15 protein-coding genes are annotated in these 19,105 nt (G+C 71.8%); 4 read left to right on the top strand and 11 right to left on the bottom strand.

All coding sequences use genetic code 11. The features are described from left to right. Window positions 1-942: 942 nt before the first annotated feature. From uvrC to rsgA, 4 genes are all read right to left on the bottom strand, one after another. A complete protein-coding gene (uvrC, locus tag MED15_RS24550; protein ID WP_112588361.1) occupies window positions 943-2,931 on the bottom strand; it encodes an excinuclease ABC subunit UvrC in 1,989 nt (662 codons plus the stop codon). A 187-nt stretch (window positions 2,932-3,118) separates the two neighbouring features. Continuing rightward, the gene (locus tag MED15_RS24555; RefSeq protein ID WP_112588362.1) at window positions 3,119-3,610 is read right to left on the bottom strand and encodes a Rieske (2Fe-2S) protein; all 492 of its coding nucleotides are present in this window, start codon (window positions 3,608-3,610) and stop codon (window positions 3,119-3,121) included. Between the two features lie 161 nt (window positions 3,611-3,771). Beyond that, on the bottom strand, window positions 3,772-6,717 hold the full coding sequence (gene uvrA / locus MED15_RS24560) for an excinuclease ABC subunit UvrA (protein ID WP_091408018.1): 2,946 nt from the start codon (window positions 6,715-6,717) through the stop codon (window positions 3,772-3,774). Window positions 6,718-6,956: 239 nt separating this feature from the next. Further along, the gene (gene rsgA, locus MED15_RS24565) at window positions 6,957-8,027 is read right to left on the bottom strand and encodes a ribosome small subunit-dependent GTPase A (RefSeq protein ID WP_112737073.1); all 1,071 of its coding nucleotides are present in this window, start codon (window positions 8,025-8,027) and stop codon (window positions 6,957-6,959) included. Window positions 8,028-8,205: 178 nt separating this feature from the next. Here rsgA and MED15_RS24570 point away from each other — a divergent pair, with 178 nt between their 5' ends. Then, the gene (locus MED15_RS24570) at window positions 8,206-8,922 is read left to right on the top strand and encodes a maleylpyruvate isomerase family mycothiol-dependent enzyme (RefSeq protein WP_112603541.1); all 717 of its coding nucleotides are present in this window, start codon (window positions 8,206-8,208) and stop codon (window positions 8,920-8,922) included. A 7-nt stretch (window positions 8,923-8,929) separates the two neighbouring features. Further along, window positions 8,930-9,583, top strand: coding sequence for an MBL fold metallo-hydrolase (locus MED15_RS24575; protein ID WP_112700147.1), 654 nt, complete (start codon window positions 8,930-8,932; stop codon window positions 9,581-9,583). A 204-nt stretch (window positions 9,584-9,787) separates the two neighbouring features. On the opposite strand, the gene MED15_RS24580 is transcribed toward MED15_RS24575, so the two are convergent. Next, complete coding sequence (locus MED15_RS24580) at window positions 9,788-10,396, bottom strand: DedA family protein (RefSeq protein WP_112588370.1); 609 nt, start codon at window positions 10,394-10,396, stop codon at window positions 9,788-9,790. 100 nt (window positions 10,397-10,496) lie between these two features. Beyond that, window positions 10,497-11,180 carry a class I SAM-dependent methyltransferase gene (locus MED15_RS24585; RefSeq protein WP_309251467.1) on the bottom strand — a complete coding sequence of 228 codons (684 nt, stop codon included), beginning with the start codon at window positions 11,178-11,180 and terminating at the stop codon, window positions 10,497-10,499. A gap of 193 nt (window positions 11,181-11,373) precedes the next feature. On the opposite strand from MED15_RS24585, the gene MED15_RS24590 reads away from it, so the two are divergent. After that, window positions 11,374-11,577 (top strand): cold-shock protein, encoded by a 204-nt coding sequence (locus MED15_RS24590; protein WP_007462771.1) that lies wholly within the window; start codon window positions 11,374-11,376, stop codon window positions 11,575-11,577. Window positions 11,578-11,625: 48 nt separating this feature from the next. Here the strand turns inward: MED15_RS24590 and MED15_RS24595 are convergent, their stop codons facing one another. From MED15_RS24595 to MED15_RS24615, 5 genes are all read right to left on the bottom strand, one after another. Then, window positions 11,626-12,906, bottom strand: coding sequence for an MFS transporter (locus MED15_RS24595; RefSeq protein ID WP_112700148.1), 1,281 nt, complete (start codon window positions 12,904-12,906; stop codon window positions 11,626-11,628). After that, a complete protein-coding gene (locus tag MED15_RS24600) occupies window positions 12,903-13,478 on the bottom strand; it encodes an ArsR/SmtB family transcription factor (RefSeq protein ID WP_112588376.1) in 576 nt (191 codons plus the stop codon). Before MED15_RS24600 ends, MED15_RS24595 begins: the two co-directional genes overlap by 4 nt. Before the next feature lie 108 nt (window positions 13,479-13,586). Beyond that, window positions 13,587-14,462 (bottom strand): hypothetical protein, encoded by an 876-nt coding sequence (locus MED15_RS24605; RefSeq protein ID WP_112588378.1) that lies wholly within the window; start codon window positions 14,460-14,462, stop codon window positions 13,587-13,589. 158 nt (window positions 14,463-14,620) lie between these two features. Next, window positions 14,621-16,297: a CocE/NonD family hydrolase gene (locus MED15_RS24610; RefSeq protein ID WP_112588380.1), complete on the bottom strand. Its 1,677-nt coding sequence runs from the start codon at window positions 16,295-16,297 to the stop codon at window positions 14,621-14,623. Window positions 16,298-16,300: 3 nt separating this feature from the next. Beyond that, a complete protein-coding gene (locus MED15_RS24615; protein ID WP_112588382.1) occupies window positions 16,301-16,816 on the bottom strand; it encodes a MarR family winged helix-turn-helix transcriptional regulator in 516 nt (171 codons plus the stop codon). A gap of 123 nt (window positions 16,817-16,939) precedes the next feature. Here MED15_RS24615 and MED15_RS24620 point away from each other — a divergent pair, with 123 nt between their 5' ends. Then, complete coding sequence (locus MED15_RS24620) at window positions 16,940-19,066, top strand: MMPL family transporter (RefSeq protein ID WP_112737074.1); 2,127 nt, start codon at window positions 16,940-16,942, stop codon at window positions 19,064-19,066. The last annotated feature ends 39 nt before the right edge of the window (window positions 19,067-19,105 follow it).

A 19,105-nucleotide genomic window follows, 5' to 3' on the forward strand; every position in this document is an offset into this window, starting at 1 on the left:
ACGAGGGGGTCGGCGTCGGGACAGGGTGTAACCGTTCGCGGTGGCAGGTCATTCCGCCTACCCGCGGGGGTCGGCCGTTGTGGTGCTCGGCCGTTCGGGGGGTGTAACCGGGGCGGCCCGGCCGGTGTTCCCGGCGGCTGCCCTGCCCGACCGTTGTGCTGCTCGGGCGTCCGGGGGATGTAACCGGGGCGGCCTGGCGGGTGTTCCCGGCGGGGCCGGCCCGCCATGACCCGGGCTGTTGCGGTGGTCTGCCAGGTATAACGACCCGGCCCGGCCGCCGGTTCCGCCGCCGGGGTGGCCCCGACCACCCGACAGCCGACACCAAACCCGGCAAATCACCCACCTTGCCCGGGCCGGTGACCCGACACGGCGGTCACGGCGGCGTGATCCACTCGGGTTCCTGAAAGTCGCGGTGTCCGGGCGGCGGGGATGCCCCAACTTCATGAAAGCCGAGTGGATCATGCCGATCTGCGCCGTTCGCGCGCCCCGAACCGGGCCGGACTCGGGGTCAGGACGGCGCGGATCGGTTCAGCCTGAGGTTGGTGCGCGGTGCGGACCGGCCCGACTCGGGGCAGGGCCGCGCGGGATCGACCCGACGCAGGTCAGCGCTCCTGCGAACCCGGCATCGCGGCCATGGCGGCGTGATCGACTCGGGTTCACGGAAATCGTGGCGTCCTGGCGCCGGGGACACCCCGACATCATGATAGCCGAGTGGGATCACGCCCGTATGCCCCGTTTGTCCGCTCCGGGCTCGCCGAGGCGGGGGCAGCGCGCGGTGCGAACCGCCGCTAGATCGTGCTCGATCCAGGAAACAGGCCCCTCCCCGCGCCACGAGGCCACTACATCCAGGAACGAGCACGATCATGGGGGCACGACCGCCCATCAAGGGGCGAGCAAGGACAGCCAGCGTGAGCCGATCGGCTGGGCGAGCGGGCACGATGCTCAGGTGCCGGGCTTCGCCTCGGCGCCGTCGCCAGCCTTCGTGTCCTTGTCGAGAGCGGCCAGGATCGCCTCGGCGGTGCGCCGCCCCACCCCTGGCACCTCGGTGATCTCTTCGACCGTCGCGGCCGAAAGTCGCTTGAGCGAGCCGAAGTGCCGCAGCAGCGCCTTGCGACGCACCTCGCCCAGGCCGGGTACGTGGTCCAGCGCCGACTCGGTCATCCGCTTGGAGCGGCGCTGCCGATGGAAGGTGATGGCGAACCGGTGCGCCTCGTCACGCACCCGTTGCAGCAGGTAGAGCCCTTCCGAGGTGCGCGGGAGGATGACCGGGAACTCGTCGTCCGGGAGCCACACCTCCTCCAGCCGCTTGGCCAGCCCGCACAGGGCCACGTCGTCGATGCCCAGGTCGGCGAGGGCCTGCGCGGCGGCCGCGACCTGTGGGGCGCCGCCGTCGACGACCACCAGCTGCGGCGGGTACGCGAATTTTCGGGGCCGGCCGGTGGTCGGATCGATCAGGACGCCGACCTGCGGTTCGACCGCGTCCTGGGGGGCGGCCGGATCGTCGGCCGACTCCACGCCCACCTCGCCCGTCTCGGACCTCGCGTCCAGGTAGCGGGCGAAGCGGCGACGGAGCACCTCGGACATCGCGGAGAGGTCGTCGGTGGCGCCCCGGACGATGAACCGCCGGTACTCGCTCTTGCGGGGCAGCCCGTCCTCGAAGACCACCATGCTGGCGACCACGTCGGTGCCCTGGATCTGGGAGATGTCGAAACACTCGATGCGCAGCGGCGACGTGCTCATGCCCAGCGCCTCGCTGATCTCGTCCAGTGCCTTGCCCCGGGTGGTCAGGTCACCGGAGCGCTTGAGCTTGTGTCGGGCCAGCGCGTCTTTGGCGTTGCGCTCCACGGTCTCCATCAGTGAGCGTTTGTCGCCACGCTGCGGCACCCGCAGCGACACCCGACTGCCGCGGTGATTGGAGAGCCACTCGGCCAGCGCGTCGGCGTCGGCGGGCAACTCGGGGACCAGCAGTTCGCGAGGCACGTCGGCCTCGCCGTGCTCGCCGCCGTACACCTGGGTGCAGAAGTGGTGCACCAGGTCCCCGGTGGTCAGATCCTCGGTCTTCTCCACCACCCAACCGCGCTGGCCGCGGACCCGGCCGTCGCGGACGTGGAAGACCTGCACAGCCGCCTCGAGTGGGTCGTCGGCGAACGCGACGACGTCCGCGTCGGTGCCGTCGCCGAGCACCACGGTCTGCTTCTCCATGGCCCGGCGCAGCGCGGCCACGTCGTCGCGCAGCCGGGCGGCCCGCTCGAACTCCAGCTGCTCGCTCGCCTCGGTCATCTCACGTTCGATCTTGCGGACCATGGTGTCGGTGCGCCCGGCCATGAAGTCGCAGAACCCGTCGACGATGGCCCGGTGCTCCTCGGCGGAGACGGTGCCGACGCACGGCGCCGAGCACTTGCCGATGTAGCCCAGCAGGCAGGGACGACCGACCTGGCCGGCCCGCTTGAACACCCCGGCGGAGCACGTCCGCGCGGGGAAGACCCGCAGCAGCAGGTCGAGGGTCTCCCGGATGGCCCAGGCATGCGAATAGGGACCGAAGTAGCGCACGCCCTTGCGCTTGGCGCCGCGCATCACCTGCAGCCGGGGGTACTCCTCGTCGAGGGTGACAGCGAGATAGGGGTACGACTTGTCGTCGCGGTAGCGGACGTTGAACCGAGGGTCGTACTGCTTGATCCAGGTGAACTCCTGCTGGAGGGCCTCGACCTCGGTGCCGACGGTGATCCAGTCCACCGACTCGGCAGTGGTGACCATCTGCCGGGTGCGCTCGTGCAGGTTCCAGACGTCGCCGAAGTAGGAGTTGAGTCGGCTGCGCAGATTTCGCGCCTTGCCGACGTAGATCACCCGGCCGGTGCCGTCGCGAAAGCGGTAGACCCCCGGTAGCTCCGGGATGGTGCCGGGTGCGGGGCGGTAGGTCGAGGGGTCAGCCACGCCGACAAGCCTAGTCCGCAGCACCGACAGCCCACCGCAAGCGTGATCCACTCCGCGTCTCGGAAGTCGGGGTGTCGGCACACCGCCAACACCCCGACTTCCTGAAACGCGAGTCGATCCTGCGACACCGGGTCGGCCGGCCGGTCAGCGTGCGGTGGCCGGGCCAGCCCGCCGGCCCCGGGTCGGATCAGGCCAACGAGATCTGGTCGCCGGTGACCTTGATGTTCTTCGGCGGCAGCGGCTTGGTGGCCGGGCCGGCCTTCACCGAGCCGTCCTCGATCGAGAACTTGCTGCCGTGGCAGGTGCAGTTGATGGTGCCGCCGTCGACGTTCGTCACCGGGCAGTTCTGGTGCGTACAGATCGGGCTGAAGCCCTTGAACTGGCCCGCCGTGGGCTGGGTGATGACCACACCGTCGGTGGCGAGGACCTTGCCGCCTCCGACCGGGATGTCGGCGGTGGTGGCCAACGACTGGGCGTTCTGCCGGTCTCCGCCGCCGGCGTCGCCGGTGCTGGGCACGGCGGGGCCACCACTGGTGGGTGCGTCACTGCCGCTGCCGTTGCCGCCGTCGTCGCTGCCGCAGGCAGCCAGGACGACGGCCGCGCCGACCGCCCCGACGCCGGTGAGCAGGGTACGACGTGTCTGCGTACCCGGACCGGTCAGCGCCTGATCGTCACTCATGCCTCGCCTCTCTCTAGCCCGCTGCCGGTCGAAAGCCGGCCACACTTCTCCACACGGGCAACTGTGCCGGATGGTTCATCGCGGTACTCGTCCGACCCGGCAAATGGGGCGGGGCGGGTCGTCAACCGACCCGCCCCGCCCCGCGTACACGCACAGAGAGGTCAGCGCGCGGCGGCTGGCACCTTACGGCTGGCCCGCGCCTTGGTCACGCCGTTGGCCTTGGCGGCCCGGGTGGTGGCGGCAGCCGCACCCTTGGCCTTGCCGTCGAGCTTGAGCACCTGGCGCAGGAACTCGCCGGTGTGGCTCTCGGCCACCTCGGCGACCTCCTCGGGGGTGCCGGTGGCGAGCACGGTGCCGCCCCGGTGGCCGCCCTCGGGACCCATGTCGATCAGCCAGTCCGCGGTCTTGATCACGTCGAGGTTGTGCTCGATGGTGATCACCGTGTTGCCCTTGTCGACAAGCCCTTCCAGCACCATCAGCAGCTTGCGGATGTCCTCGAAGTGCAGACCGGTGGTCGGCTCGTCGAGCACGTAGACCGTCCGCCCGGTGGAGCGCTTCTGCAGCTCGGAGGCGAGCTTGACCCGCTGCGCCTCACCGCCGGAGAGGGTCGGCGCCGGCTGACCGAGGCGGACGTAGCCCAGGCCGACGTCGACCAGGGTCTTCAGGTGCCGGTGGATGGCCGGGATGGCGGAGAAGAACTCCGCAGCCTCCTCGATCGGCATCTCCAGCACGTCCGACACGGTCTTGCCCTTGTAGTGCACCTCCAGGGTCTCCCGGTTGTACCGGGCGCCCTTGCAGACCTCGCAGGGGACGTACACGTCGGGAAGGAAGTTCATCTCGATCTTGATCGTGCCGTCACCCGAGCACGCCTCGCAGCGCCCGCCCTTGACGTTGAAGGAGAACCGACCCGGGCCGTACCCGCGCACCTTCGCCTCGGTGGTCTCGGCGAAGAGCTTGCGGACGTGGTCCCAGACGCCGGTGTAGGTGGCCGGGTTGGAGCGCGGCGTCCGGCCGATCGGCGACTGGTCCACGCCGACGACCTTGTCCACGTGCTCCAGCCCGGAGACGCGGGTGTGCCGGCCGGGCACCAGCCGGGCGCCGTTGATCTGGTTGGCCAGCACCGCGTACAGGATGTCGTTGACCAGCGTCGACTTGCCCGAGCCGCTGACCCCGGTGACCGCGATCAGCTGGCCCAGCGGGAACGAGACGGTCAGGTTGCGCAGGTTGTGCTCCCGCGCGCCGTGCACCACCAGCTCGCGGGCCGGATCCTGCGGGCGGCGGCCCGTCGGTGTCGGGATCGACCGACGACCGGACAGGTACGCCCCGGTGATCGATTCCTTGTTCTTCAGCAACGCCGGCACTGAGCCGCTGTGCACGATCTTGCCGCCGTGCTCACCCGCGCCGGGCCCGATGTCGACGATCCAGTCGGCGGTGCGGATGGTGTCCTCGTCGTGCTCGACCACGATCAGCGTGTTGCCGAGCCCGCGCAGCCGGATCAGGGTCTCGATCAGCCGGTGGTTGTCGCGCTGGTGCAGCCCGATCGACGGCTCGTCGAGCACGTAGAGCACGCCCACCAGGCCGGAGCCGATCTGGGTGGCCAGCCGGATGCGCTGTGCCTCACCGCCGGAGAGCGTGCCGGCCGGGCGGTCCAGGGAGAGGTAGTCCAGGCCGACGTCGAGCAGGAACCGCAGCCGGGCGTTGATCTCCTTGAGGACCCGCTCGGCGATCATCTTCTGCCGGTCGGTCAGCTCGATGCCGGCGAGCAGGTCGGCGCACTCCCCCACGGACAGGTTGCAGACCTCGGCGATGCTCTTGCCGGCCAACGTGACAGCGAGCACCTCGGGCTTGAGCCGGGCACCGCCGCATGCCGCGCACGGCACGTCGCGCATGTAGCCCTCGTACTTGTCGCGGGACCACTCGGACTCGGTGTCGGAGTGCCGGCGCTCGATCCACTGCACCACGCCCTCGAAGCCGGTGTAGTAGGAGCGCTCACGCCCGTACTTGTTGCGGTAGCGCACGTGCACCTGGTCGTCGGAGCCGTGCAGGATCGTCTTCTGTGCCCGCGCCGGCAACGCCCGCCACGGGGTGTCGATGTCGAAGTGCTGGGCCTCGCCGAGCGCCTCCAGCAGGCGCAGGAAGTATTCCAGGTTGTGCCCGGTGGACCAGGGCTGGATGGCGCCCTCACGCAGGCTGCGCTCCGGGTCGGGGACCAGCAGCTCGGGGTCGACCTCCTTCTTGGTGCCCAGGCCGGTGCACTCCGGGCAGGCGCCGTAGGGCGCGTTGAAGGAGAAGACCCGCGGCTCAAGATCCTCGATGGCGAGCGGGTGGTCGTTGGGGCAGGCCAGGTGCTCGGAGTAGCGGCGCTCGCGGTCCGGGTCGTCCTCGGGGAGGTCGACGAAGTCGAGCAGGACCAGGCCGCTGGACAGGCCCAGGGCGGCCTCGACCGAGTCGGTGAGCCGCTGCTTGGCGCTCGGCTTGACGGTGAGGCGGTCGATCACCACCTCGATGGTGTGCTTCTCCTGCTTCTTGAGCTTCGGCGGCTCGGTCAGCGGGTGCACCACGCCGTCGACCCGGGCCCGGGCGTAGCCCTTGGCCTGCAGCTCGGCGAAGAGGTCGACATATTCGCCCTTGCGGCCGCGGATCACCGGGGCGAGCACCATGAACTTGGTGCCCTCGGCCATCGCGAGGACCCGGTCGACGATCTGTTGCGGGCTCTGCCGGGAGATGCGCTCACCACAGACCGGGCAGTGCGGCTCACCGATGCGGGCGTAGAGCAGACGCAGGTAGTCGTAGACCTCGGTGATGGTGCCGACGGTCGAGCGCGGGTTACGCGAGGTGGATTTCTGGTCGATCGAGACGGCCGGGCTCAGGCCCTCGATGAAGTCGACGTCTGGCTTGTCCATCTGGCCGAGGAACTGCCGGGCGTACGACGAGAGCGACTCGACGTAGCGGCGCTGCCCCTCGGCGAAGATCGTGTCGAAGGCCAGGCTCGACTTGCCCGACCCGGACAGCCCGGTGAACACGATGAGTGCGTCCCGGGGCAGGTCGAGACTGACGTCACGCAGGTTGTGCTCGCGCGCGCCACGGATGATCAGTCGGTCGGCCACTGTGCGTGTACTCCCGGGAGAAGATGAAGCGAAGGATCTGTCCCGCTCTGGGTGGTCTTGAGCGGTCGTGCGGGCGCGGAAAACACGCCTCGGCAACTCTAGCCCCGAGGTATGACAGTTTCCCTCGCCCGCACATTCCCCCAGCTCAGCCCGGTCGGCCGCGCCACCCGGAAGCCCGTGCCACCCGAAAACGCGCGCTGCCCGTAAATCCGGGCTTCCGCGCGTCGGCGGGCGCCTGGTCAGTAGCCGCCGGGCGTCGGCGGACGCGCGGCCCGACGCCGGGCCGAACGCCACCCGCCGCGTCGCTCCGCCGCCACCCGGGCCTCCCGCCGTCGGCTCTCGTGGGCCACCTCACCCTGCAGCCGCCGCCAGCTCTCCCACCGACGGGTCGAGAGCTCGCCGGTGTGCAGCGCCTCCCGGACCGCGCAGGCCGGCTCGCCGTCGTGGCCGCAGTCGGCGTACCGGCAACCCTCGGCCAGCCCGGCGATGTCGGCGAACGCCCGGTCGAGCCCGACCGCGCCGTCCAGCAGGCCGACCGCCCGGACACCGGGCGTGTCGATCACCGCACCGCCACCGGGGACGGGTACGAGGGCCCGCCAGGTGGTGGTGTGCCGACCCTTGCCGTCGACCCGCCGGATCGCCTGGGTGGGCATCATCACCGCCCCGACGAGGGCGTTGACCAGGCTCGACTTGCCAGCACCGGACGGGCCGAGCAGGCCGAGCGTGCGGCCGGGCGTCACCTCGGCGCGCAGCGGTTCCAGCCCGAGGCCACGTTCGGCGCTGACCGGCAGCACCGGCACCCCGGGGGCGACCGCGGCCAGCTGGCGGGCCAGCGCGGCCGGGTCGGCCGCGAGGTCCGCCTTGGTCAGTACGACAAGTGGCCGGGCACCGGACTCGTGGGCCAGGGAGAGCAGCCGCTCGATCCGGCCCACGTCCGGCTCGGGGTGCACCGGCTCCACCACGGCGGCGGCGTCGAGGTTGGCGGCCAGCACCTGACCGCTGGCGTCCTTGCCGGCGGTACGCCGGATCAGCGCGCCTCGCCGCGGCAGCATAACCTCCACTGTGATGCGGCGGTCCGGCCAGTGGGTGAGCAGCACCCAGTCCCCGGCGCAGGGCAGCGCGGACGGGTCCCGCGCGGCGACGGTCAGCACCGCCCCACCCAGGCTGGCCCGGACCGGGCCGACTGCGGTGAGCACCGTGCAGACCCCCCGGTCCACCCGGGCCACCCGACCCGGCTGGTGCTCGCCGCGGCGCGCGGCGTACGCCGTCCGCTCGGCGTCCCAGCCGAGGGCGGTCAGATCGATCGTCATGTCATCCTCATCGGTGTCGAAGCTGGTGATGGCGGAACACGCGTGCCACGTCCGGCATGATCACCACCTCCGTCCGATGTCCCGGTGCCGCGTCTGCCGCTGACGGTAGGTCCCGCGCCGACGCGCCGAAAGCGATTTCCCCGACGACGGCGCGACGGCGGACCGCTAGGGTCGACGGGTGACCACGGATCCGCTGTTGCTGATGGGCGAGGTGGACGCGGCCACCAGCCGACTACTGCGTACCGCCGCTTCTTTCGACACCGCGGACCTGGCCGCGGCGTCGCTGCTGCCGGGCTGGACACGCGGCCACGTGCTGGCGCACGTGGCGCGCAACGCCGACGGCTTCGTCAACCTGCTCACCGCGGCCCGCACCGGGGCGGCGCTGCCGATGTACGCCTCGCTGGACGCCCGCACCGCGGATATCGAAGCCGGTTCGGGCCGGCCACCGGCCGCGCACCTGGACGACCTGCGACGCACCGCGGACCTGTTCTCCGAGGCGGTCGCGGCGATGCCGGCCGACGCCTGGGCGGCGACTGTGCAGGCGCGTAAGGGCCCGTGGCCGGCGGCGCTGCTGGTGTGGGGTCGGCTGCGGGAGATCGAGGTGCACCACCTCGATCTGGCCGCCGACTACCGGGCCGCGGACTGGTCGGAGACGTTCGCCCACCGTCTGCTGCGAGAGGCGGCCAGTCATCACGCCACGGGGCCGACGCCACCGTCGATCGTGCTGCGCCTCGACGGCAGCGAGCATGAGGTGGTGATCGGGGAGCGCGTGGACGCCCCGATCGTCGCCGGCCCCGCCCCCGACGTCGCCGCCTGGCTGATCGGCCGGGCCGACGGCGCCCTGCTCTCCGTCACCCCTGACGGTCCCCTGCCTACTCCACCGGAATGGATATAGAAACGTCATGACATACAGCGGAGACGTCACGCACGGCGGCGCACCGGCGGTTCGGGAGCTGGACGGGCTGACCATCAGCAAGCTGTCGGTGGGTCCGATGGACAACAACGCCTACCTGCTGCGCTGCACGGGCACCGGTGACCAGGTGCTGATCGACGCCGCCAACGAGGCGCCCCGGCTGCTCGAACTGATCGGTGACGGTGGGCTCACCGCCGTGGTGACGACCCACCAGCACATGGATCACTGGGTGGCGTTGGAGGAGGTCGTCGCCAAGACCGGCGCCCGGGCGCTGGTGCACGCCGAGGACGCGTCGGGGTTGCCGATCGAGTCGGAGCGGCTGACCGACGGCGACACAGTGGCGGTCGGCGACTGCGCGCTGGAGGTCATCCACATCAAGGGGCACACCCCGGGTTCCATCGCGCTGCTCTACCGCGACCCGGCCGGCAGCCCGCACCTGTTCACCGGCGACAGTCTCTTCCCCGGTGGGGTGGGTAACACCGACAAGGACCCGGAGCGCTTCGCGGCGCTGATCGGTGACGTCGAGCACAAGCTGTTCGAGCAGCTCCCGGACGACACCTGGTTCTACCCGGGCCACGGCAAGGACAGCACCCTGGGCGCCGAGCGCCCCGCCCTCCCCCAGTGGAAAGCCAGAGGCTGGTAAACAGCCGACCCCACCACCGAACAGAAGACCCGACGTCGACCAGGAACCACCAAGATCAAACCACACCGACGGCGGCGGCACCCCCGCCCCCACCCACCGCAACCCGGCCCCAGAGCCGGGCACGGCGCGGGCCCCAGCCCCCACCCACCCGCAACCCGGCTCCAAGCGCCCCCACACCCCCGTGCCCCCCGGCACGAAGACAACTCAGCCAACGACGGAGAACAACCGCCGCCGCGCCCCCAGCAACGCGACGGAAGCCAGCACCAGCCCGACCCCCATCGTGACCAGCAGCGGGCTGGGGTCGCCCGGCAGCAACCCGGCCACCGACCGTGACGCAGTGCCCAGGGCGAGGTAGAGACCGGCCCAGGCGGCCGCGCCGATCGTCGCGCAGCCGAGAAATCGGCGGTACGACATCCGCAGGCCGCCGGCGGCCAGTGGCAGCAGCGCGTTGAAGACCGGCAGGAACGGCGCGACCATCATCATCCGGCCGCCGCCGCGACGCAGGATTCCTTCGGCCGCTGTCCAGCGGGCTTCGCCGATCCAGCCACCGACGCGGCTGTCGCGCAGTCGGTCGGAGTAGCGACGGCCGACCAGGAAGCTCAGCGACCAGCCGGCCAGGCAGCCGATCAGCACCGCGGTGAAGGTGGCCAGCCCGGTGCTCGGGCGGCCGACGCCGACGGCGGCGAGGATCGCGACGTCGCCGGGGACCAGGACACCCAGCAGGGGTACGGCGTCGAAGAGCATGACGAGCCCGAGCGCACCCATCAGCAGCAGGATCGGTAGTTCTCCGATCTGGGCCAGCCATTGCGTCATGCCTTGACGCTATGGCCGTAGCGCCACTTCGGACATCGGGTCGTAGCCCCCAGTGACCCCTGGTATCCGCCTCGGGGTCGCCCCTGAGTCGGGGTCCGCCTCAGGCGGGGCGAAGCACCTGCACGTGGCGTAGCGACGAGTCGACCGACGGTTCGGTGGTGGGCACCGGGTAGTCGGCCAGCACGGTCAGGCGGTCCGTCGGTAGGTGCCCGCGGCCGGGGTCGCCGACCAGCACGTCGGCACCTGCGGCGGCGGCCCGCTGCAGGAAGGGCAGCATCCGGTCGGCCATCGCGCGGTCGTAGAAGACGTCTCCGGCGACGACGAGGTCGACCTTCGCTTCGGTGCTGTCGAGCAGGTCGTCCCCGGTGGCGTCGACGGCGACGTGGTTGGCCCGCGCGTTGAGGTTGACGGCGGCGACGGCGTACGGGTCGATGTCGTTGGCAATCACCTCCGCGGCGCCGGCGAGCGCGGCGGCGATGGCCACCAGTCCGGACCCGGCGGCGAGGTCGAGCACCCGGCGGCCGGCGACCAGCTCCGGGTGGTCCAGGAGGTGGCGGGCCAGGGCTTGTCCTCCGGCCCAGGCGGACGCCCAGTACGGCGCCGGCAGCGCGTGCCCGGCGGCGGCCTCCATCCGGGCCCACCAGACGATCGCGTCCTCGGCCAGGTGCAACCGCACCTCGGGGACGAACGGGGTGGGCATCAACCGGAGCCGGTCCAGACCGGCGCCGGGTGCGTGGATCTCGCGTTCCAGCTCGGTCAGCGCGTCGGCTGCGGCATCCCTCATCGGCGCAAGCATGCCCCAGCGGCGGTTGGTCGGGGCGCGTTTCGCATGCCGCCGCGCAGAGTTCACCCGAGTTCAGTCAAATACCTACGGCACTTCGGCCAGCGGATCGGGGTTTTGCCCGTTACTGTCGAACAGGTACGGGCGATCATCGGCCAGAGGCCGAGGGTCAGCCGCTTTGAACAGGGAGAGATGCATGGCAACCGGCACGGTTAAGTGGTTCAACTCGGAAAAGGGCTTCGGCTTCATCGAGCAGGACGGTGGAGGGCCGGACGTGTTCGTCCACTACTCCGCCATCGCTTCGAGCGGCTACCGGGAGCTCAACGAGGGCCAGAAGGTCGAGTTCGAGGTGACCCAGGGGCAGAAGGGTCCGCAGGCGGACAACGTCCGCCCGATGTAGCTCCGTGCCGGTGACGGCGGCCGGTCTCCGGCCGCCGTCGCAGCGCACTCAAGACGCCGCCGGGGCGGCGGGCAGGTCCCGCCGCCTCCGGATTGGCCCTACCAGCAGAATCAACGGGGTGAACGCCAGCCAGGCGGTCATCACGACAATTGCCGTCTGGACGCCGTAACGCGCGCCGATGGCACCGGCCAGCACGGCCGCCAACGGGATCGTGCCGTAGTTGAGCAGATGCATGCTCACCGTCACCCGGCCCAGCAGGTGGTGCGGCGTGTAGGTCTGCCGGAAGGCACCCTTGACCACGTTGCCGATGGCCACCCCGAGACCGATCAGCAGGCCGCCGAGGGCTGGCCAGGCCAGCCCGACGCCGGGTGCGGCGAGCGGGATGAGCAGCGCGGGCGGGCCGGTGAGCGCCGCCGCGATCAGCAGCGCCCGTGCGGTGCCGCAGCGCCGGGCCACAGTGGTGGCGAGTAGCGCGCCGATGATCCCGCCGGCGCTCATCACCCCGACGAGGCCACCCACCAGGCCCGGTTCGAGCCGCAGTTCACGGACCAGGAAGACCACCAGGACGGCCTGGTAGCCGGTCAGCCCGATGTTGCTGGCCGCGCCGAAGAGCGTGAGCACCCGCAGGTACGGGTCCCTGATGACGAAGCGCAGCCCCTCGGTGATGTCCCGGCGCAGCGATCGGGACCGCTCCGAGGGGCGTACGCGTGGTTCGCGGGTGCGGATGCGCAGTAGGAACACCGCGGAGAGCAGGAATGTGAGCGCGTCCAGCAGCAGCGCGGCGACGGCGCCGGTGAGCTGGGCGATCAGACCGGCGAGGCCGGGTCCGACGACGTAGCTCACAGTCTGGGTCGCCTGGAGCTTGGCGTTGCCCTCCGGCAGTTGCCCGGGTCGCAGCAGCACCGGCAGGTAGACCTGGTCGGCGGTTTCGAAGAAGACCCGGGCGGCGCCGGCGCTGAGGGCGACCACCAGCAGCTGCACGACGGTGAGCCGGCCCAGCAGTGCGGCGAGCGGCACGCTGAGGAAGGCCACCGCGCAGAGCAGGTCGCAGATCACCATCACCGGTCGGCGGGGCAGCCGGTCGACCCACGCGCCGGCCGGCAGGCCGATCAGCAACCAGGGCAGCCAGGCCGCGGCGGTGAGCACCGCCACCTGGAAGGTGCCGGCGTCGAGGACGGCGACCGCGACCAGTGGCAGCGCGACAGTGGTGACGTTGCTGCCGACGCTGCTGACCGCCTGGCCGGCCCAGAGCAGCCGGAAGTCGCGGTGCCGCAGCAGCCCGCCGGGCGGCCGGACGTCGGTGGTGGCGCCGCGGGTGGCGGTGGTCACGGTCGGGCCGGTACGCCGTGGACGAACACGAAGACCGGCCTGCGGTCGGCGTCGTCGTCGGGTAGCTCCCGGTCGGCCCAGCGCGCGAGGACGTCGATCATCTCGCGGCTCAGCTCGGCCAGTTCCTCGGGTGTGAGGCGTAGCCAGTGGTCGGTGGAGAACGGCGCGTCGTTCCAGGTGGCCTGGGTGCTCTCGTCGGCGGCGTGCCAGGCCCGGGCCAGGGCGACGTGCCGGTCCAGGTTGAGCGAGGTGGCGGCGTCGGCGACCGCTCGGGAGGCCGGGTCGGCGTCGAAGTCGGCGTTGGACCAGCGCAGCCCTCGGGTGACCAGGCGCCACCACCGCTCGCGCCGGTCCCGGGCCAACTCGGGCGCCTCGGTGACCAGGTCGGCGGCGGCGAGGACCTTGAGGTGGTGGCTGACGTTCGCGGGGGCCTGGTCGGTGCGCTCGGCGAGCAGCCCGACGGTGGAGGGCCCGTGGACCTTGAACACGTCCATCAGCCGGCGGCGCAGCGGGTGGGACATGGCGGCCAGCACCCGGGAGTCGGTGATCTGGCGTACGTCAGAGCTGTCCATGCCGACAGGATGACATTCGCAACAACTCTTGCGCAATGTCTATTGCCCAACAGTCGTTGCGGAATGCCACCAAGAGGGACGGCCCGGCGGCCTCGGGCCGCCCCTCGCTCAGGCGACCAGCCGGCGGGCCAGCTCGTCGGCGACCTGCTTGGCCATGGTGGGCGGGATGGCTGCGGCGATCTTCTCCGGCGTCAGCGAGGCCAGGACGCCCTGGACGATCGCCGGCTCATCGGTGAAGTCCCGGTTGGACAGCGCGGTCAGCGCCGCCTGCAACGCGCTCACCTGGGCGGCGAGCGACGTCAGCGTCGGGTGCGCCGAGACGAAGTTCGGGACGGTGGCATCCTCACCCATCGCCATCCGGGTGTAGATCTGCCCGATCGGGTTGCGGCCGTCCAGCACGGTGAGGTTCTTGTGGACGGTGGCCAGCCAGTTGTGTTCTTCGGGGGTCATGTCGTCGTCCTCCAGGAGTCCGATGGAGCTGAGGTAGCGGCGGAACAGGGGCCGCTGGTCGCGGCCCGCCTTGATGGCGTCGCGGAAGAAGCTGAAGTGGGTGTGCCAGCGGTGGGAGCTGTCGCCGGTGGTGCGCTTGCCGAGGCGGTCCCACCGTCTGACCGTGGTGCCGTCGGGGCTGTAGATGATCTCCCGGATGTCCCGGGTGTCGGCCGCGTTCGCGGCGCACTGCGCGACGCACCAGACCGAGAAGCTGGGCAGCGTGTTCGTACGACCACCGGAGCGGACGTTGAACTGGCCGACGTCCAGCGCCGCCGCGTCGAGGGTCAGCCCGGCCCGGTCGCGGGGCGACTCGACCACTGAGTAGTCGTTGGTGACAACCCGGTCCGATCCGCAGTGGTAGCCGCCCCGGTGGGCCGAGTCGCCGACGATGCCGACCTCGCCCGGGTCCAGGTCGTCCGGCCCAGGGGCGTTGTCGAGGTGAGTGAGAAGGAGGCTTCGGACGGCCAGAAGATTAGCCGGGGCCCGGGTCATGGGGTCCCCCTTTCCGAGAGGCGGGGACCGGGCACGACGTCACACCGCGTACGCGGTGCTGGGCTTCGGGCGAGCCCGGCCTACTGGTGCACGGCGCCGGGCGTTGGCTCAACCATAGCCCGCAGTTTCGCTAAACGCCCAGCTCAGAAGGGGTCTGTTCAGATTGGAGGTTGCGACGGGGCAGAGTGGACGACCGGCAGCAGCAGCGCCGAGGGGTGCGCCGGGTCGTGCAGAACCTGCCGCCAGCCGGCACGCAGCGTCACCGCCTTGCCGAGCGGCTCCCCGGTGCCGGGGTTGCGCGCCCACCGTGGATGGGCGCCGCCGGAGACCTGCACACGCAGTCGGTGCCCGGCGGCGAAGCGGTACGCGGTCGGCCAGAGCGGCACCGGAATCCGCAGCGCCCCGGAAGGGTCGGCCGGGAAGCGCTCGGGCGTGACCCGCACCAGGCCGTCGCACACGTTCCACGAGCGACCCCGGCGGTCCACGTCGCACAGACGAACGAAGACGTCCAGGTACGGCAGATCGCTGCGGACGTGGATCTCGGCGCGGACCGGGCCGATCACCTCGACCGGCGCGGTCAGTGCCGCGCTGGTGTAGGTCAGCACGTCAGCGCGGGCCTCGACACGCCGGTTGTCGACCGGGCCGGCCCGTTGGGCGACGAGCAGTGGACCGCCCAGCGACGGGGTGGGGTCGGCGGGGTCGTAGCGGAGTGCGTCCGGTGTCGACGCGACAGGTGGGCGTGCCGCCAGCTCGCCACCGGGTTGCAGGTGCCAGGCGGTCTCGACCGCCGGGGGTGGCCAGTCCGGCAGGTCCCGCCAACCGCCGCCGGCGCCGCTGACGTGGATGCGCACGGGCGGCCGGGCTGGTCCCGCCGCGACGGGCGATCGCGGCGCGGCCGGTAGGTGCTCGTCGAGCCAGGCCAACCCCTCGCGCAGCGCGGCCACGAACAGTCCGGGGCTGCCGTGCGTCCACGGGCCGATCACCAGGCGCGGCGGTGTGCCGGCGGCGCGCAGCACGGCGTGATCGTCGAGCTGGGCGGGCAGGAAGATGTCGTGCCAACCGGTGACCATGACCACCGGTGCCCGCACCTTCGCGACCTGGTCCGCGAAGACCCGCGTTCGCCAGTACGCGGCCTGCGGTGTGTGGTGGCGCAGCCACTCCTGGAAGAACGGGATGGTCACGCCGGTGGCCACCCGGTCGGCGTCGGCCAGGGGGAGGTGCTCCAGCGCGGCGGCCAGCCGGGGTTGCCCGCGCTTGAGTTCCCACTGCCGGGCCAGCCACGGCACGGTCTGCGCGTGCAGCAGCTCCGCCCAGGTCAGCACGGTGTCCAGGGCGAAGGACTCCCCCGCGTACGTCGAGTCGCGGGTGGCCGAGGCGGTCACCACGGCGACCATCGCGCGCAGCTCCTCGCCGGCGTCGGCGGCCAGTGCCCACTGGGCGAAGCCCTGGTAGCTGACCCCGAACATGCCGAGTTGCCCGGACCACCAGGGCTGACGACGCAGCCAGTCCAGCGTGTCCGCGCCGTCGTCGCGCTCGTGCACCAGCGGGGCGAACGTTCCACCGGAGCCGCCGGTGCCCCGGCACGACTGGATCACCGCGTGTCGACCCCGGGCGGCGAGCAGCCGACCGAGCAGCCGCAGCGGTCCGCCCCGCCCGTAGGGGGTGCGGATCAGCACTGTCGGCGCGCCGCGGGCGGCCGGGGCGTAGTGGTCGGTGCGCAGCACCACACCGTCGCGGGCCCGCACCGGGAGGTCACGGCTGACCCGCACCGGACCGGGCCGGGTCGGTGGCAGGCGCAGCGCGGCGCTGGCGAGGCGGGTGACGAGGTCCGGCACCGGTCAGCCCGTCGGGCGGCGGGGTGACTCCGGCCGGGCGGCGCGGACCGCGTCGCGGTGCCCCCGCAGCGACTCGCTCATCTCCGCCATGAACCGGTGCACCAACTCCAGCTCGTCCTCGCTGAAGCGGGCCATCACCGTGTCGGTACGGGCGCCCAGCGGCCGGAAGAACTCCATGGCCAGGGCGGCGCCCTGGTCGGCGTAGTGCAGCAGCACCTTGCGCCGGTCGACGGTGTCCCGGTCGCGGCGGATGTGCCCGGCCCGTTCCAGCCGGTCGATCAGGGCCGTGACCGAGCCGGAGGAGAGGTTCAGCTGCTCGCCGAGCCGGCCGGGGGTGATCGGGTCACCGAGCAGCTCGGCGTCCATCACCGCGATCAACGCCTGCAGGTCGGTCGGGTTGAGACCGTGCAGGTTGGCGAAGGCGTGGCCGACCTGCTGGGCGTCCACCGCGTACCGCCGGAGGTTGTTGGTGATCTCCGCGACCAGCTGCTCGCGGCGCGTGTCGCGCCGTCGGTACATGCCGTGAGTCGCCACCTCGCGCCGCTCTTCCCATCGTCGGTCCCCCGGGTTGCAGCATAGAACAGCCGCAGATAATCTCGGTTATCAAGATACTCGGCTTTCGAAGGACCTTGAGGTCACCTGATGTCTGTGTTCACCAGAGTCGCTCGTGGCCGGCTGGCCGCCTGGCTCACCGTGGCCGCCGCGATCGTCGTGGGCGCGGCCGTCTTCGGGACACCCCAGCCGGACAACCCGGCTCCGGTCTCCGCCACCGGCCTGTCAGTGCAGTGGCAGTCGACCCAGGTGCAACGTCTCCAGGATCAGCTGCCGTCGCGCGACGTGCAGCCGGCCATCGTGGTGATCAGTCGTGGTGACGGCGGCGCGCTGAGCGAGACCGACCGGGCGACCGTCGGCGCTCGCGCCGACGACCTGCGCCGCTTCGCGGTGGGTGGGCAGGTCAGCCCCGCCCAGGTCTCCCCGGACGGCGCGGTGGCCCTGGTCGCCGTGCCGCTGGACACCGCCGGCGGGCAGGAGGTCGTCACCGACACGGTGACCCAACTACGCGCCACCCTCGCGGACCTTCCCGACGGGCTGACCGCCGAGGTGACCGGCGCCCCGGCGTTCACCGCCGACCTCTCCTCGGTGTTCGACGGCGCCGACGTCACCCTGCTCGTGGTGACCGCCGCCGTGGTCGCGCTGCTCCTGCTGATCACCTACCGCAGCCCGTTCCTGTGGATCGTGCCGCTGGTCGTGGTCGCCGCCACCGAGCAGCTCACCCTGCGCGCGGTGGACGTCATCGTGCCGGGCGTCGGCATCAACCTCCAACAGGGTCAGGTCACCGGCATCGCCAGCGTGCTGGTCTTCGGTGCCGCCACCGACTACGCGCTGCTGCTCATCGCCCGCTACCGGGAGGAGCTGCGCCGCGAGGAGGACCGGTTCGCGGCGATGCGCGCCGCGCTGCGCCGCACCGCGGAGCCCATCCTCGCCAGCGGCGGCACCGTCGTGCTCGGCGTCCTCACCCTGCTGCTCAGCGAGCAGGAGACCAACCGGGCGCTGGCCGTGGCGTGCGCCACGGGTGTGGTCTTCGCCATGCTCTCGGCCCTGTTCGTGCTCCCCGCCGTGCTGGTGCTCTTCGGTCGCGGCCTGTTCTGGCCGTTCGTACCCCGGGTCGGCGGCCCGGTGCGCGAGGGTCGGCTCTGGGGTCGACTCGGCGCCGCCGTGCAACGCCGCCCGGTGGTGGTCGCGACGCTGGCCACAGTGCTGCTCGGCGGCCTGGCACTGGGTGGGCTCGGGATCCGTACCGGCCTGTCCGAGACCGAACAGTTCCGGGCCGAGCCCGAGGCGGTGACCGGGGCACAGACCCTGGCCAGGGCCTTCCCCGCCGGCAGCACCCAGCCCGTCGCCGTGATCACCACGCCGGCGGCGGTGCGGGCGGTCACCGACGCCGCCACCGCCGTACCCGGTGTCGCCTCGGCGCGCCCCGGCGACGCCGGCGCGGCCGTCGCCCAGGTCGACGTGGTCCTCGACGCCGAACCCGGCACCACCGCCTCGGACCGCGCGATCGAGGCGCTGCGGGCGGCGGTCGCCGCCGTCCCCGACTCCGCGCCGCCGGCCGCCGCCGGCGCCGACGCCCCGTCCGGGGCGATCGTCGGTGGCTCCGTGGCCGCCACGTACGACTCCGACGAGGCCAACGACCGGGATCTGCGGCTCATCCTGCCGATCATCCTGTTGCTGGTCGGCGCCGTGCTCGTGCTGCTGCTACGCGGTCTGCTCGCGCCGCTGCTGTTGGTGCTCACCGTGATCGCGTCGTACTTCGCCAGCCTCGGCGCGGCCTGGCTGCTCTTCGACCACGTGCTGGGCTTCCCGGCCCTGGACAGCGGTGTGCTGCTGCTCGCCTTCGTGTTCCTGGTGGCGCTCGGGGTGGACTACAACATCTTCCTGGTCACCCGGGCCCGGGAGGACGCCCGCAGCGCCGGCACCCGCGCCGGGATGCTCTCCGCCCTGCGGGTCACCGGCGGTGTGATCACCAGCGCCGGAGTGCTGCTCGCCGCGGTCTTCGCCGTGCTCGGTGTGCTGCCGCTGATCACCCTGACCCAGATCGGGATCATCGTCTGCATCGGTGTCCTGCTCGACACCTTGCTGGTCCGTACGGTCCTGGTGCCGGCGCTGGCGTTCCTGCTCGGCGACCGCTTCTGGTGGCCCGGCCGCATCACGCGCGACCCGGTGCAGGCCGCCCCGAGCTCGCCCGAGCCGGTCGCCGCGCACGACTGACCGCCTCGTCGGGGCGGTGGCGGATCCGCCACCGCCCCG

The organism is Micromonospora noduli, from assembly GCF_003264475.1.
Taxonomy (GTDB): Bacteria; Actinomycetota; Actinomycetes; order Mycobacteriales; family Micromonosporaceae; genus Micromonospora; species Micromonospora noduli.

Coding starts and splice junctions, on each gene's coding strand:
- MED15_RS24555 (WP_112588362.1), bottom strand. CDS start 3,610: ATGAGTGACGATCAGGCGCTGACCGGTCCGGGTACGCAGACACGTCGT.
- rsgA (WP_112737073.1), bottom strand. CDS start 8,027: ATGACGATCGATCTGACCGCCCTCGGCTGGGACGCCGAGCGGACGGCG.
- MED15_RS24575 (WP_112700147.1), top strand. CDS start 8,930: ATGACATACAGCGGAGACGTCACGCACGGCGGCGCACCGGCGGTTCGG.
- MED15_RS24580 (WP_112588370.1), bottom strand. CDS start 10,396: ATGACGCAATGGCTGGCCCAGATCGGAGAACTACCGATCCTGCTGCTG.
- MED15_RS24585 (WP_309251467.1), bottom strand. CDS start 11,180: ATGAGGGATGCCGCAGCCGACGCGCTGACCGAGCTGGAACGCGAGATC.
- MED15_RS24590 (WP_007462771.1), top strand. CDS start 11,374: ATGGCAACCGGCACGGTTAAGTGGTTCAACTCGGAAAAGGGCTTCGGC.
- MED15_RS24600 (WP_112588376.1), bottom strand. CDS start 13,478: ATGGACAGCTCTGACGTACGCCAGATCACCGACTCCCGGGTGCTGGCC.
- MED15_RS24605 (WP_112588378.1), bottom strand. CDS start 14,462: ATGACCCGGGCCCCGGCTAATCTTCTGGCCGTCCGAAGCCTCCTTCTC.
- MED15_RS24615 (WP_112588382.1), bottom strand. CDS start 16,816: ATGTACCGACGGCGCGACACGCGCCGCGAGCAGCTGGTCGCGGAGATC.
- MED15_RS24620 (WP_112737074.1), top strand. CDS start 16,940: ATGTCTGTGTTCACCAGAGTCGCTCGTGGCCGGCTGGCCGCCTGGCTC.